The 14,346-nt window shown below is 70.2% G+C and carries 8 protein-coding genes; 7 read left to right on the top strand and 1 reads right to left on the bottom strand.

Features of this window, described 5'->3' with window-relative positions:
• The first annotated feature begins 8 nt into the window (after positions 1 to 8).
• The 5 genes from ITJ48_RS13050 (at position 9) to csrA (ending at position 5,682) form a co-directional block, all read left to right on the top strand.
• Positions 9 to 728, top strand: a complete 720-nt coding sequence (locus ITJ48_RS13050; RefSeq protein ID WP_192041387.1) for a flagellar biosynthetic protein FliR — start codon at positions 9 to 11, stop codon at positions 726 to 728.
• 2 nt (positions 729 to 730) lie between these two features.
• Positions 731 to 1,987: a flagellar biosynthesis protein FlhB gene (locus ITJ48_RS13045; RefSeq protein WP_194613971.1), complete on the top strand. Its 1,257-nt coding sequence runs from the start codon at positions 731 to 733 to the stop codon at positions 1,985 to 1,987.
• On the top strand, positions 1,987 to 4,038 hold the full coding sequence (locus ITJ48_RS13040; RefSeq protein ID WP_194613970.1) for a flagellar biosynthesis protein FlhA: 2,052 nt from the start codon (positions 1,987 to 1,989) through the stop codon (positions 4,036 to 4,038). Before ITJ48_RS13045 ends, ITJ48_RS13040 begins: the two co-directional genes overlap by 1 nt.
• Before the next feature lies 1 nt (position 4,039).
• On the top strand, positions 4,040 to 5,266 hold the full coding sequence (locus tag ITJ48_RS13035) for a hypothetical protein (protein WP_194613969.1): 1,227 nt from the start codon (positions 4,040 to 4,042) through the stop codon (positions 5,264 to 5,266).
• Positions 5,267 to 5,427: 161 nt separating this feature from the next.
• A complete protein-coding gene (csrA, locus tag ITJ48_RS13030) occupies positions 5,428 to 5,682 on the top strand; it encodes a carbon storage regulator CsrA (protein ID WP_123547658.1) in 255 nt (84 codons plus the stop codon).
• A 40-nt stretch (positions 5,683 to 5,722) separates the two neighbouring features.
• Here csrA and ITJ48_RS13025 read toward each other — a convergent pair whose 3' ends face one another.
• Positions 5,723 to 6,580: a spermidine synthase gene (locus ITJ48_RS13025; RefSeq protein WP_133738214.1), complete on the bottom strand. Its 858-nt coding sequence runs from the start codon at positions 6,578 to 6,580 to the stop codon at positions 5,723 to 5,725.
• Positions 6,581 to 6,920: 340 nt separating this feature from the next.
• Between ITJ48_RS13025 and rpoB the strand changes: the two genes are divergently transcribed.
• Together rpoB and ITJ48_RS13015 are read left to right on the top strand one after the other, a co-directional pair.
• Positions 6,921 to 10,412, top strand: coding sequence for a DNA-directed RNA polymerase subunit beta (rpoB, locus tag ITJ48_RS13020; RefSeq protein ID WP_123547660.1), 3,492 nt, complete (start codon positions 6,921 to 6,923; stop codon positions 10,410 to 10,412).
• Between the two features lie 49 nt (positions 10,413 to 10,461).
• Positions 10,462 to 14,343 (top strand): DNA-directed RNA polymerase subunit beta', encoded by a 3,882-nt coding sequence (locus ITJ48_RS13015; RefSeq protein WP_133738215.1) that lies wholly within the window; start codon positions 10,462 to 10,464, stop codon positions 14,341 to 14,343.
• Positions 14,344 to 14,346: the final 3 nt, after the last annotated feature.

The following is a 14,346-nucleotide window of genomic DNA, read 5'->3' as shown; positions in this document are numbered from 1 at the left end:
AGGCGACCATGCTCGCCGCCGTGCGCATGACCGCCTTCATCGTCATCGCGCCTCCCTTCTCCTATCGGGCGTTCCCCGGCCGGGTGAAGGCGATGCTCGGCGTCGGCCTCGCGCTCGCCGTGGCGCCGCGCGTGGCGCCCGGCTACGAGTCGCTCGACACGGGCGGCTTCGTGCTGGCGCTCGTGCTCGAGCTGGTCGTCGGCGCGGTGCTGGGGTTCCTCGTCTTCCTCGTCTTCGCCGCGATCCAGTCGGCGGGAAGCCTGATCGACCTGTTCGGCGGCTTCACCCTGGCGCAGGCCTTCGACCCGCAGTCGATGATCAACGGCGCCCAGTTCACCCGCCTGTTCCAGATGACGGCGCTGGCGCTGATGTTCGCCAGCGGCGGCTACCAGGTGCTGATCGGCGGGCTGACCCGCTCGTTCGACGCGTTCCCGCTCGGCCTCGGCATGGACCTCTCGCGACCCGTCGAGCTGATGACGAACGGCGTCTCGCAGATGTTCCTCGCGACGCTGCAGATCGCCGGCCCCCTCTGCGTCGTGCTGTTCCTCGCCGACGTCGGGCTCGGCCTGCTCAGCCGCGTCGCGCCGGCCCTCAACGCCTACGCGATGGGCTTCCCGCTCAAGATCCTGATGACCGTGATGCTCGCCGGCGGCGTGTTCCTCGCCCTGCCCGGAGTCGTGCAGAGCCTCACCGGCGACGCGGCCGACATGGTCCTGGGGGTGAGGTAGCGATGGCGGACGACGCGGGCGAGCGCTCCGAGGCGGCCACCGACAAGCGGATGAAGGAGGTCCGCTCGAAGGGCCAGCTGTCGCGCTCGCAGGACCTCAGCGCGTGGGTCGGCGTCGGCGCGGCCGCCGTCATGATCCCCAGCACCATCCAGCGCGGCGCCGAGGCCGGCACCGACCAGCTCTTCTCGATCGGCCAGGTGATCCGCCACCCCGACGACACCACCGTGCTGCAGCTGCTCGGCGGCGGCGTGGGCTCGATGGCCGGCACGATCGGCCCGATGCTCGCGGTCGTCGGCGTGGCCGTGCTCGCGACCGCGGTCGTGCAGGGCGGCGTGCACGTCAAGCGCATGACCGGCAACTACGAGCAGTTCAACCTGCTGAACGGCCTCAAGACCACCTTCGGCACCCAGGCGCTCTGGAACGGCGCGAAGGCCCTGATCAAGACCGCCGTCGTCGGACTCGTCCTCTGGACGGCCGTCCAGGGCCTCCTGCCCGTCCTCATGAGCGGGGGCGGCCTCAGCGTCTCCGCGATCATCGAGGAGGCGTCGGCCGGCACCACGGTCCTGCTCCAGGCCGCCATCGCGGCCGGCCTCCTCCTGGCGGCGGCCGACGTCTTCGTCGTCATGCGCCGCAACCGCAAGAAGACGCGCATGACCAAGAAGGAGGTGCGCGACGAGCACAAGAGCAGCGACGGCGACCCGCTGGTCAAGTCGCAGCGCCGCTCGCGCCAGCTCGCGATGAGCCGCAACCGCATGATGGGCGCGATCGTCGACGCCGACGTCGTGATGGTCAACCCGACCGACTACGCCGTCGCCCTCAAGTACGAGCCCGGCAAGGCCGCCCCCCGCGTCGTCGCCAAGGGCGCCGGCGCCGTCGCCGCGAGGATCCGCGCGCAGGCCGAGGCCGACGGTGTGCCGATGGTCGCCGACGTGCCGCTGACCCGGGCGCTGCACGCCTCGTGCGGCCTCGGCGAGGAGATCCCCGTCGACCTCTACACGCCGGTCGCCCGCGTCCTCACCTTCGTGATGGCGCTGAAGGCGCGCGGCGCGACCGCCGCCGTCGGACGCGCCCACGCGAACCCCCGACCCACCACGGCCGACGAGGTGTCGAGCGTGCTCGCCCCCGAGTCGCTGGCCCCCGACGCGGTGCCGCGCGCGATCCGCGCCGCCCGCGCCGCGCCTCCTGCGCCCGCCGCCCCTGCCGCCTCGCCGGCCCCCTCGCTCTCGCCCCGCCCCGCCGCCACCGGAGGAACCGCCTGATGAAGAAGACACTCCCCAAGCTCGCCGTGCCGGTCGGCGTCGTCGCGATCGTGCTGCTGCTCGTCGTGCCCGTGCCGGCGCCGCTGCTCGACGTGCTGATCATCCTCAACATCCTGCTGGCGCTCGTCATCCTGCTCACGACCCTGTTCGTCAAGAAGCCGCTCGACTTCTCGGTGTTCCCGTCGCTGCTGCTCGTCGCGACGCTGTTCCGCCTCGGGCTCAACGTCGCCTCGACGCGCCTCGTGCTGGGCGAGGGCTTCGCCGGCCACGTGATCGAGGCGTTCGGCCACGTGGCGGTGAGCGGCTCGATCATCATCGGCGCCGTCATCTTCTGCATCCTGATCATCATCCAGTTCGTGGTCGTGACGAAGGGCGCCGAGCGCGTCGCCGAGGTCGGCGCCCGCTTCACCCTCGACGCCATGCCCGGCAAGCAGATGGCGATCGACGCCGACCTCAACGCCGGCCTGATCACCGACGAGGTCGCCAAGGAGCGCCGCGCCGCCGTCAGCGCCGAGGCCGACTTCTACGGCTCGATGGACGGCGCCTCGAAGTTCGTCAAGGGCGACGCGATCGCCGGCATCCTGATCATCGTCATCAACCTGGTCGGCGGCGTCGCGATCGGCGCGATCCAGAACGGCATGGCGATCGGCGAGGCCCTCAACCACTACGGCCTGCTCACCATCGGCGACGGCCTCGTCACGCAGATCCCCGCGCTGCTGATGGCGGTCAGCACCGGCATGATCGTCACCCGCTCGGGCGCCGACAGCGACATGGGGTCGCAGGCGGCGGCGCAGCTCTCGCAGTCGCGCATCGCGATCATGATCGCCGGCGTCGCCGCGATCGGCATGGGGTTCATCCCCGGCATGCCGATCATCCCGTTCCTCCTGATCGGCGCCGGCCTGCTCGTCATCGCGCAGCGGCTGGCGGCCAGGGCGAAGGCCGAGGAGGCGCAGGCGGCCCTCGAGGCGATCGCCGCGCCTCCTGCGCCCACCGACACCACCGAGGACCTGCTCGAGCAGATGCGCGTGCACGCGCTCGAGATCCTGCTCGCACCCGACCTCGTCGACATGGTCAGCGGGTCGTCGGACGACCTGCTCGGCCGCGTCAAGGCGCTGCGCCGCAAGATCGCCGTCGACATGGGGATCGTCGTGCCGCCGGTGCGCACGCGGGACAGCGTCGACCTGCCACCCTCGACCTACTCGATCCGCATCGCGGGCGTCGAGGCCGGGCGCGGCGTCGCCCCGACCCGCTCCGTGCTCGCCCTCGGCGACCAGCTCGACGGCCTGCCGGGCACGGCCACGGTCGAGCCCGTCTTCGGCCTCGCCGGCAAGTGGGTGCCCGCCGAGATGCGGCACAGCGCCGAGATGACCGGGGCGACCGTGATCGACCGCGTCTCGGTGCTGGTCACGCACCTGTCGTCGATCATCGGCGACAACGCCGCCCGGCTGCTCAGCCGCGAGGACGTCCGGGTGCTGACCGAGGGCCTCAAGCAGGTCAACGCCTCCGCGATCGACGACCTCGTGCCCGGCATGCTCTCGCTCGCCGAGCTGCAGCGCGTGCTGCAGGGGCTGCTCGCCGAGCGCGTCCCGATCAACGACCTCGGGCGCATCTGCGAGGGGCTGACCCTCCGCGCCAAGGTCTCGACCGACCCCGAGGGCCTGGTGGAGGCGGCCCGCGCCTCCCTGGGGCCGGCCCTGACCGCGCGCCACCTCGACCAGGGCGTGCTGCGCGTCATCATGATCGACCCGGGCCTCGAGCAGTCGATGCTCGAGGGGCTGCGGCCGTCCGACCAGGGCACGCAGATCCTGCTCGACGGCCACCGCGTCGAGCAGGTGCTGGGCTCGCTGCGCGAGTCGGTCGCCACCGTCGAGGCCCAGGGCCTCAGCGCCGTCCTCGTCTGCGCGCCGGCCCTGCGCCCCGCCATCCACCGCCTCGTCTCGGCGCAGCAGGGCGGCCTGCCGGTGCTGTCGTACCAGGAGGCCACGGCCGCCGGCTCGACCATCGAGACCGTGGGCGTCGTCCGCGCCGCCGACCCGATCACGGCGATCTGACGTGCCCACGCGGAGGATGATGAGCGGCGAGTCGCTCGAGGCGCTACGGGCCGAGGTCCGCGCCGTGCACGGCCCGGGTGCCCGGATCGTCGCGGCGCAGAAGGTGACCGTCGGGGGAGTCGCGGGCGTCTTCGCCCGCAAGCACTACGAGGTCACCGTCGAGGTGCCCGACCCGCGCACCGACGTGCCGACGGCGCGCATCACGATCACGCCCCCGGCCTCGCGCGCCGGCATCGCGGCGCTGCTCGCCGACGCCGACGCCGCGGACGGGTTCGACCCGCGCGGCGGTGCCGACCAGGGCGGCGCGGTCGACCAGCGCGGTGCAGTCGACCAGCGTGGTGCGGCCGGTGCGTACGGCACGGTCGATCCGCAGGGCGACGGCGGCCCGCGCGACCCGTTCGACGACGTGCTGTCCGGGCGCGAGACGACCGCGCCGCGGGTCGTCCGCGCGGTGCCTGCCTCCCCGGCGTCCTCCGCCGCAGCCGCAGCCGCTGGCGCTGGTGCCGCCGCCGCGCGGCCGCCCGCCGCGGCCAGCCCGCGTCGCGCCGCCCGCGCCGCGGCCGCTGCCGCCTCCGTCCCGTCGCCCGCCGTCGCCGCGGCCGCCGGCGACCTCTCGACCCGCACGGACGCGTTCGCCGAGATCATGGACGACTTCACCTTCAACGGCATCGCCGTCCCCGAGGCCCCGGCGGCCGAGGCGCACGCCGTCGAGGAGGTGCCCGCCGGCCCCCTGACGACCGCCGCCGCCTTCCTCGCCGCGGCCGCCGCCTCCTCGTCCGCCCCCTCGGCGCTCGCCCCGGGCGACGCGGGCGACCGCCCCGCACCGGCCGTGCTGCGCGGGGCCGGCGACCTCGTGGTCGTCGTCGGGCGTCCGGGCGACGCGTTCCGCGTGGCCGCGCAGATGGCCACGTCGTTCGGGCTGCGCTCGGTCGACGCCGCCGACCGTCGCGGCGCGATCCTCGCCCGCGCGACCGGCGTGCACGAGGACTCGGCCGTCGTCACCGCCCTCGCGTGGGACGCCGCCGCGCCCGCCGCCCTCGAGGCGATCGCGGCCGACCAGGTCTGGGTCGCCGTCGACGTCGGCCGCAAGCACGACGACACCGCCCGCTGGGTGGAGGCCGTCCGGGCCGTGCAGCCGGTGGCGGCGGTCGCCGTCGTCGGCGAGGACGACACGTCGACGCCCGGCACGGTGCACCTGCTCGGCGTCCCCGTCGGCTGGCGCGCCTAGCCCTCGCGCCCCGGCCCCCTCGCCCCCTCGCCCGCCCGCGCGCCCGCGCCCGGCCCCGCGAAGCGACGAGTTGCCCCGAACTGCTGCTCGGAACGCTCCCGACCAGCGTTCCGGGGCAACTCGGTGCCCGCGTCGTGGTGCTCCACCCTTAAGGTGGGGGGATGCTGGTGTTGACGCGCAAGGTCGGGGAGCGGATCCTCATCGGTGACGACATCGTCATCACCGTGCTCGACTCCCGTGGCGACGGCGTGCGCATCGGCATCGACGCCCCCCGCGGCGTGAAGATCCAGCGCGAAGAGGTCGTCAAGGCCGTGACCGAGGCCAACGTCGAGGCCGCCGGCGCGACCTCCGCGGCCGACGCCGAGGCCCGCCTCCGTGCCGCGCTCGGCGCCCCTGCCCCGCGCGCCGACCAGTAGCCCCGCAGGCCAGCAGCTCCCCGCCGGCCGGCAGCCGGCGTCAGCGACTCCCGAACACGCTCCGCGACGGCTCCGGCGACGGCACCGCGGTCGCGTCCGTGACGACCGGCGCCCCGGCCACGAAGTCGCGCAGCTCGCGCCCGTGCACGACCTTGGCCGGCAGCGGGTCCGACGAGTAGAGCCGCGGCATGCGGTCGGTGGGCAGCGGCGAGGGCGAGCCGATCAGCACGACGTTGCCGAACCTCCTGCCCTTGAGGGTGGCCGGGTCGGCGACCGCGGCGACGTGCTCGAACACGGTCGACAACGTCGACGCCTGCCCGCGGGCGAAGGCCAGCCCGGCCCCGTCGGCCGAGTTCACGATCAGCATGCCGGTCGGCGACAGGAACGAGGAGGCGGCGGTGTAGAACTCGAGGCTCGTCACGTGCGCGGGGATGCGCGACCCGCCGAACACGTCGACGACGAGCAGGTCGACCGACCCGCGCAGCCCGGCCGGCAGCTTCTCCATCACCTCGCGGGCGTCCCCGTAGCGGAGCCGGATGGAGGCGCCCCTCGGGAACGGCAGCCGCTCGCGCACCAGCGCGATCAGGTCGGCCTCGAGCTCGATCACCTGCTGGCGCGAGCCAGGCCTCGTCGCCTCGACGTACCGGGGCAGCGTGAGCGCGCCGCCGCCGAGGTGCAGGGCCGTCAGGGGCCCCTCGGGCAGCAGGTCGATCGCGTGCCCGATGCGGCGGACGTACTCGAAGGCGAGGTGCGTGGGGTCGTCGAGGTCGACGTGCGACTGCGGGGTGCCGTCGACGACGAGGGTGAACGAGCCGGGCCGGTGCCGGTCCTCGTCGACGCGGGCCAGGCCCGCTCCGATCGAGACCTCGGCGGGCGGGTCGTCGTGGGGTGCGGCCATGTCCCGATCCTCCCACCGAGGAGGCGCGGGCGGAATTCCGCGGGATCGCCTGCGTTATACCCGAGGTCAGCCCCGAGGTCAACGACAGGGCTTGCCAGGCGTGTCCCGGCTGCATAGTATTGACCTTTGCGCTCCCTCGTGCGTCCCGTCGTCATATCTCGGTCGACGACGCACATCCGAGACAGTCCCCCGAATATCGCGGCGGGGGCGTCCTCGGTCTCGGCCTCCGGCACGGTCCAGCGACCCTGCCGCGCGGCCGACGGTTCCCGGGAGGGCCGTTCACCACCCACTCATACTGTCCGACAGTGATGACCCGACGGGGTCCACGGAGGTAACTTCCTTGGCTGCTGCGAACACCGCATCCACCAACTCGCCCAAGAACGGCCGTGGCGCATCGCGCCTCTCGTTCGCCAAGATCACCGACACGCTCACGGTCCCCGACCTCCTGGCGCTGCAGACCGAGAGCTTCGACTGGCTCGTCGGCAACGACATCTGGAAGACCCGCCTCGCCGAGGCGACCGAGCAGGGTCGCACCGACCTCGCGCTGCACTCCGGCCTGGAGGAGATCTTCGAGGAGATCTCCCCGATCGAAGACCTCGGCGAGACGATGCAGCTCAGCTTCACGGCTCCCGAGCTCGAGGACCCGAAGTACTCCATCGACGAGTGCAAGGAGCGCGGCAAGACCTACGCCGCCCCTCTCTACGTCAACGCCGAGTTCATGAACCACCTCACCGGTGAGATCAAGACCCAGACGGTCTTCATGGGCGACTTCCCCCTCATGACCGAGCGCGGCACGTTCATCATCAACGGCACCGAGCGCGTCGTCGTGTCGCAGCTGGTCCGCAGCCCCGGCGTCTACTTCGAGCGCGCCTCCGACAAGACGTCCGACAAGGACATCTACTCGGCTCGCGTCATCCCCAGCCGCGGTGCCTGGCTCGAGTTCGAGATCGACAAGCGCGACCAGGTCGGCGTCCGCATCGACCGCAAGCGCAAGCAGAGCGTCACCGTCTTCCTCAAGGCCCTCGGCCTGACCAGCGAAGAGATCACGGAGAAGTTCCAGGGCTTCGCGTCCATCGAGGCCACCCTCGAGAAGGACGCCATCCTCACGAAGGAGGAGGCCCTCAAGGACATCTACCGCAAGCTCCGTCCCGGCGAGCAGGTCGCCGCCGAGGCCGCGCGTGCGCTCCTCGACAACTTCTACTTCAACCCGAAGCGCTACGACCTGGCGAAGGTGGGTCGCTACAAGATCAACCGCAAGCTCGGCATCGACGCGCCCCTCGGCGACTCGGTCCTGACCGTCGACGACATCGTCGCGACGATCAAGTACCTGGTCTCGCTGCACGCCGAGCAGAAGACGATCGACGGCACCCGCGACGGCGAGTCCGTCGAGCTGCGCCTCGACGTCGACGACATCGACCACTTCGGCAACCGTCGCATCCGCGCGGTCGGCGAGCTGATCCAGAACCAGGTCCGCACCGGCCTGTCCCGCATGGAGCGCGTCGTCCGCGAGCGCATGACCACGCAGGACATCGAGGCGATCACCCCGCAGACCCTGATCAACGTGCGCCCCGTCGTCGCCGCGATCAAGGAGTTCTTCGGCACGTCGCAGCTCTCGCAGTTCATGGACCAGAACAACCCGCTGTCGGGCCTGACGCACAAGCGTCGCCTCAGCGCGCTCGGCCCCGGTGGTCTGAGCCGCGAGCGCGCCGGCGTCGAGGTCCGCGACGTCCACCCGTCGCACTACGGCCGCATGTGCCCGATCGAGACCCCGGAAGGCCCGAACATCGGCCTGATCGGCTCGCTCGCGTCGTTCGCCCGCATCAACTCGTTCGGCTTCATCGAGACGCCCTACCGTCGTGTCAACGGCGGCAACGTCAGCACCACGATCGACTACCTCACCGCCTCCGAAGAGGACGAGTTCGTCGTCGCCCAGGCCAACGCCCCGCTCGACGACGACTTCAACTTCGTCGACGACAAGGTGCTGGTCCGCAAGAAGGGCGGCGAGGTGGAGCTCGTCGCCAAGGACGAGGTCGACTACATGGACGTCTCGCCGCGCCAGATGGTGTCGGTCGCGACCTCGCTCATCCCGTTCCTCGAGCACGACGACGCGAACCGCGCCCTCATGGGCGCCAACATGCAGCGTCAGGCCGTCCCGCTGGTCCGCAGCGAGAGCCCCCTGGTCGGCACCGGCATGGAGGGCTACACGGCCATCGACGCCGGCGACGTCGTCACTGCCGACGCCGCAGGTGTCGTCACCGAGGTCTCGGCCGACGTCGTCACCGTCCAGCTCGACGAGGGCGGCACGCAGGACTACTACCTGCGCAAGTTCGACCGCTCGAACCAGGGCGCCAGCTACAACCACCGCGTGATCGTCGACGCCGGTCAGCGCATCGAGGTCGGCGAGGTCATCGCCGACGGCCCTGCGACCGAGAACGGCGAGCTCGCGCTCGGCAAGAACCTGCTCGTCGCGTTCATGCCGTGGGAGGGCTACAACTACGAGGACGCGATGATCCTGTCGCAGAACCTCGTGAAGGACGACACGCTCTCCTCGATCCACATCGAGGAGTACGAGGTCGACGCCCGCGACACGAAGCTCGGCAAGGAGGAGATCACCCGTGACCTCCCCAACGTCAGCCCCGACCTGCTGGCCGACCTCGACGACCGCGGCATCATCCGCATCGGTGCCGAGGTCCGTCCCGGCGACATCCTCGTCGGCAAGGTCACGCCCAAGGGCGAGACCGAGCTGTCGGCCGAGGAGCGCCTCCTGCGCGCCATCTTCAACGAGAAGAGCCGTGAGGTCCGCGACACGTCCCTGAAGGTGCCCCACGGCGAGCAGGGAACCGTCATCGGCGTCAAGGTCTTCGACTCGCAGGACGGCGACGACGAGCTCGGCTCGGGCGTCAACCAGCGCGTCGTGGTGTTCATCGCGCAGCGACGCAAGATCACCGCGGGCGACAAGCTCGCCGGCCGCCACGGCAACAAGGGCGTCATCTCGACGATCCTCCCCGTCGAGGACATGCCGTTCCTCGCGGACGGCACGCCGGTCGACATCATCCTGAACCCGCTGGGCGTCCCCGGTCGGATGAACTTCGGCCAGGTGCTCGAGATCCACCTCGGGTGGATCGCGGCTCAGGGCTGGAACGTCGAGGGCATCCAGGAGTGGGCCAAGAACCTCCCGCCGGAGGCGCTCAGCGCGGCTCCCGGCACGAAGGTCGCCACCCCGGTGTTCGACGGTGCCGCCGAGCGCGAGATCGAGGGTCTCCTCGACTCGACGCTGCCCACGCGTGACGGCGACCGCCTGATCGGCTCCTCGGGCAAGACGATGCTGTTCGACGGTCGCTCGGGAGAGCCCTTCCCGAACCCGATCTCGGTCGGCTACATGTACATCCTGAAGCTGCACCACCTCGTCGACGACAAGATCCACGCTCGTTCGACGGGCCCCTACTCGATGATCACGCAGCAGCCCCTGGGCGGCAAGGCCCAGTTCGGCGGACAGCGCTTCGGAGAGATGGAGGTGTGGGCCCTCGAGGCCTACGGCGCCGCGTACGCGCTGCAGGAGCTCCTGACGATCAAGTCCGACGACATCCTCGGCCGCGTCAAGGTCTACGAGGCGATCGTCAAGGGCGAGAACATCCAGGAGCCCGGCATCCCCGAGAGCTTCAAGGTCCTCATCAAGGAGATGCAGTCGCTGTGCCTGAACGTCGAGGTCCTCTCGGCCGACGGCCAGACGGTCAGCCTGCGCGACACGGACGACGAGGTCTTCCGTGCTGCGGAAGAGCTCGGCATCAACATCTCCTCCCGCTTCGAGTCGTCGAACGTCGACGAGATCTAAGCCCCCTTCCCACAACGACACGTCGATACATCTGACAAGGGACTGAATTTTGATCGAAGCAACAACTTTCGATGAGCTGCGGATCGGCCTCGCCACGGCCGAGAACATCCGTGCCTGGTCGCACGGTGAGGTCAAGAAGCCGGAGACCATCAACTACCGCACGCTGAAGCCCGAGAAGGACGGCCTCTTCGGAGAGCAGATCTTCGGGCCGTCGCGTGACTGGGAGTGCGCGTGCGGCAAGTACAAGCGCGTCCGCTTCAAGGGCATCGTCTGCGAGCGCTGCGGCGTCGAGGTCACGAAGTCGTCGGTGCGCCGTGAGCGCATGGGCCACATCGAGCTCGCCGCCCCCGTCACGCACATCTGGTACTTCAAGGGTGTCCCGTCGCGCCTCGGCTACCTGCTCGACATGGCGCCGAAGGACCTCGAGAAGGTCATCTACTTCGCCGCCTACATGGTGATCTCGATCGACGACGAGGGCCGTCACGCCGACATGCCCGGTCTCGAGAACGAGCTCCGCCTCGAGATCAAGCAGCTCGAGACGCAGCGCGACACGCGCATCGCCGACCGTCTGCAGAAGCTCGAGGTCGACCTCGCCGCTCTTGAAGAAGAAGGTGCGAAGAGCGACCAGAAGCGCCGCGCGAAGGACGTCGCCGAGAAGGAGATGGGCCAGACCCGCAAGGCCTTCGACGAGGACATCAACCGCCTCGAGCGCGTGTGGGAGGACTTCCGCACGCTGAAGGTGGGCGACCTCAAGCCCGAGGACGCCGTCTTCCACGAGCTCCAGGACCGCTTCGGCATGTACTTCGAGGCCCACATGGGCGCCGAGGCCATCAAGAAGCGCCTCGAGGGCTTCGACCTGACCACCGAGGCCGAGAACCTGCACCTGCAGATCTCGGAGGGCAAGGGCCAGAAGAAGATCCGTGCGATCAAGCGCCTGCGCGTCGTCAGCTCCTTCCTCGCCACGGGCAACTCGCCCGCCGCGATGGTGCTCGACGTCGTGCCGGTGATCCCGCCCGAGCTGCGCCCGATGGTGCAGCTCGACGGTGGTCGCTTCGCGACGTCCGACCTGAACGACCTCTACCGTCGCGTCATCAACCGCAACAACCGCCTCCGTCGACTGCTCGACCTCGGTGCCCCCGAGATCATCGTCAACAACGAGAAGCGGATGCTGCAGGAGGCGGTGGACGCGCTCTTCGACAACGGTCGCCGCGGCCGTCCCGTCACGGGCACCGGCAACCGCGCCCTGAAGTCCCTGAGCGACATGCTCAAGGGAAAGCAGGGTCGGTTCCGCCAGAACCTGCTCGGCAAGCGCGTCGACTACTCCGGCCGTTCGGTCATCATCGTCGGCCCGACGCTCAAGCTGCACCAGTGCGGTCTGCCCAAGCAGATGGCGCTCGAGCTGTTCAAGCCGTTCGTGATCAAGCGACTGATCGACCTGTCGCACGCTCAGAACATCAAGAGCGCCAAGCGCATGGTCGAGCGTTCGCGCCCGCAGGTGTGGGACGTCCTCGAGGAGATCATCCGCGAGCGCCCCGTGCTGCTGAACCGCGCGCCCACGCTGCACCGTCTCGGCATCCAGGCCTTCGAGCCCCAGCTGGTCGAGGGCAAGGCCATCCAGCTGCACCCGCTCGTCTGCGCGGCGTTCAACGCCGACTTCGACGGCGACCAGATGGCCGTGCACCTGCCGCTGTCCGTCGAGGCCCAGGCCGAGGCGCGCATCCTGATGCTCGCGTCGAACAACATCCTGAAGCCGTCCGACGGCCGACCGGTGACCCTGCCCGCACAGGACATGATCATCGGCCTGCACTACCTGACGACGGTCACCGAGGGCGCGGTCGGCGAGGGCCGTGCGTTCTCGTCCGTGTCCGAGGCGATCCTCGCCAAGGACCAGGGCACGCTCGACCTGAACGCGATGGCCAAGATCCGCATGAACGGCGTGCACTTCGCCGAGGGCGAGGCTCCCGAGGGCTACGAGGTCGGACAGGACATCCTGCTCGACACGACCCTCGGTCGCGCGCTCTTCAACGAGAACCTGCCGGCGGACTACCCGTTCGTGCAGCAGGTGACCGACAAGGGCATGCTCTCGACGATCGTCAACGACCTCGCCGAGCGCTACCCCAAGGTCGCCGTCGCGGCTGCCCTGGACAACATCAAGGACGCGGGCTTCTACTGGGCCTCGCGCTCCGGCGTCACGGTCGCCCTCTCCGACGTCCTCACGCCTCCGCGCAAGCCGGAGATCGTGGCGGGCTACGAGAAGCAGGCCGCAGCGGTCCAGTCGGAGTTCGACAAGGGCCTCATCAGCGACGCCGAGCGTCGTGCGGACCTGATCAAGATCTGGACGGAGGCCACGAACGAGGTCGCCGCCGAGATGCGGGCGAACTTCCCGGTCGACAACACGATCAACCGCATGGTCACCTCGGGTGCTCGTGGTAACTGGCTGCAGGTGCGCAACATCGCCGGCATGCGAGGCCTCGTGAACAACCCGAAGGGCGACATCATCCCCCGCCCGATCATCTCGTCGTACCGCGAGGGCCTGTCGGTGGCCGAGTACTTCATCGCGACGCACGGTGCCCGCAAGGGACTGGCCGACACGGCCCTCCGTACGGCCGACTCGGGGTACCTGACCCGTCGACTCGTCGACGTCTCGCAGGACGTCATCATCCGTGAGGACGACTGCGGCACCTCGCGCGGTCTCGAGATGCCCATCGCCGCACCCGACGCCGACGGCGTCATGGTGCGCGACGCGACCGTCGAGAACACCGTGTTCGCCCGTTCGCTGGCGGCCGCGGCCGTCGACGCGAAGGGCACCGTGCTGGCCGAGGCCGGCGCCGACGTCGGAGACGTGCTGATCGACGAGCTCGTGGCGGCAGGGGTCGAGACCATCAAGGTCCGTTCCGTGCTCACCTGCGAGGCCGCGGTCGGCGTCTGCGCGCAGTGCTACGGCCGTTCGCTCGCGACCGGCAACCTGGTCGACATCGGCGAGGCCGTCGGCATCATCGCGGCCCAGTCGATCGGCGAGCCCGGCACGCAGCTGACGATGCGCACCTTCCACACCGGCGGTTCGGCCTCGGCCGACGACATCACGCAGGGCCTGCCCCGCGTGACGGAGCTGTTCGAGGCACGTACCCCCAAGGGTGCGTCCCCGATCGCCGACGGTGCCGGTCGCATCACGATCGAGGACACGGACAAGGCCCGACGGGTCATCCTCAACCTCGACAACGGCGACGAGCCGGTCATCTACCCCGTGCTCAAGCGCTCGACCCTCCTCGTCGAGGACGGTCAGCACGTCGAGCTCGGTGCGCAGATCATCGCCGGTGCGGTCGACCCGAAGGAGGTCCTGCGAGTCAAGGGCGTCCGTGCGGTGCAGCAGCACCTCGTCGGGGGCGTCCAGGACGTCTACCGTTCGCAGGGCGTGCCGATCCACGACAAGCACATCGAGGTCATCGTCCGTCAGATGCTCCGCAAGGTCACCGTCGTCGACCACGCCGACACCGACCTGCTCCCCGGTGAGCTCGTCGACCGGTCGAAGTACAACGAGATCAACCGTGCGGCGCTGACCGAGGGCAAGCGGACCGCGTCCGCCCGCCAGGAGGTCATGGGCATCACCAAGGCCTCGCTCGCGACCGAGTCGTGGCTGTCGGCCGCCTCCTTCCAGGAGACGACCCGCGTGCTCACGCAGGCCGCGATGGAGGGCAAGAGCGACCCCCTGGTCGGTCTGAAGGAGAACGTGATCATCGGCAAGCTGATCCCCGCCGGAACCGGTCTGTCGCGCTACCGCGACGTCTCGGTCGAGGCGACGGAAGAAGCGAAGGCCGAGCGGTACCCCAACCGCGTGTTCACGGACGACGCGTCGTTCACCGAGGCTGACCTCAGCTTCGTGGACTTCGACTCGTTCTCGTCGGACGACTTCACCCCCGGCACCTACAACTGATCG

Source organism: Frigoribacterium sp. VKM Ac-2530 (genome assembly GCF_015350835.1).
In the GTDB taxonomy this organism is placed as follows: Bacteria; Actinomycetota; Actinomycetes; order Actinomycetales; family Microbacteriaceae; genus Frigoribacterium.
This window is presented reverse-complemented; position numbering and strand designations above follow the sequence as displayed.

Bases quoted from the DNA above. Each gene is read 5' to 3' on its own strand.
- ITJ48_RS13050 (WP_192041387.1), top strand. From the start codon at position 9: ATGCTCGCCGCCGTGCGCATGACCGCCTTCATCGTCATCGCGCCTCCC.
- ITJ48_RS13045 (WP_194613971.1), top strand. From the start codon at position 731: ATGGCGGACGACGCGGGCGAGCGCTCCGAGGCGGCCACCGACAAGCGG.
- ITJ48_RS13040 (WP_194613970.1), top strand. From the start codon at position 1,987: ATGAAGAAGACACTCCCCAAGCTCGCCGTGCCGGTCGGCGTCGTCGCG.
- csrA (WP_123547658.1), top strand. From the start codon at position 5,428: ATGCTGGTGTTGACGCGCAAGGTCGGGGAGCGGATCCTCATCGGTGAC.
- ITJ48_RS13025 (WP_133738214.1), bottom strand. From the start codon at position 6,580: ATGGCCGCACCCCACGACGACCCGCCCGCCGAGGTCTCGATCGGAGCG.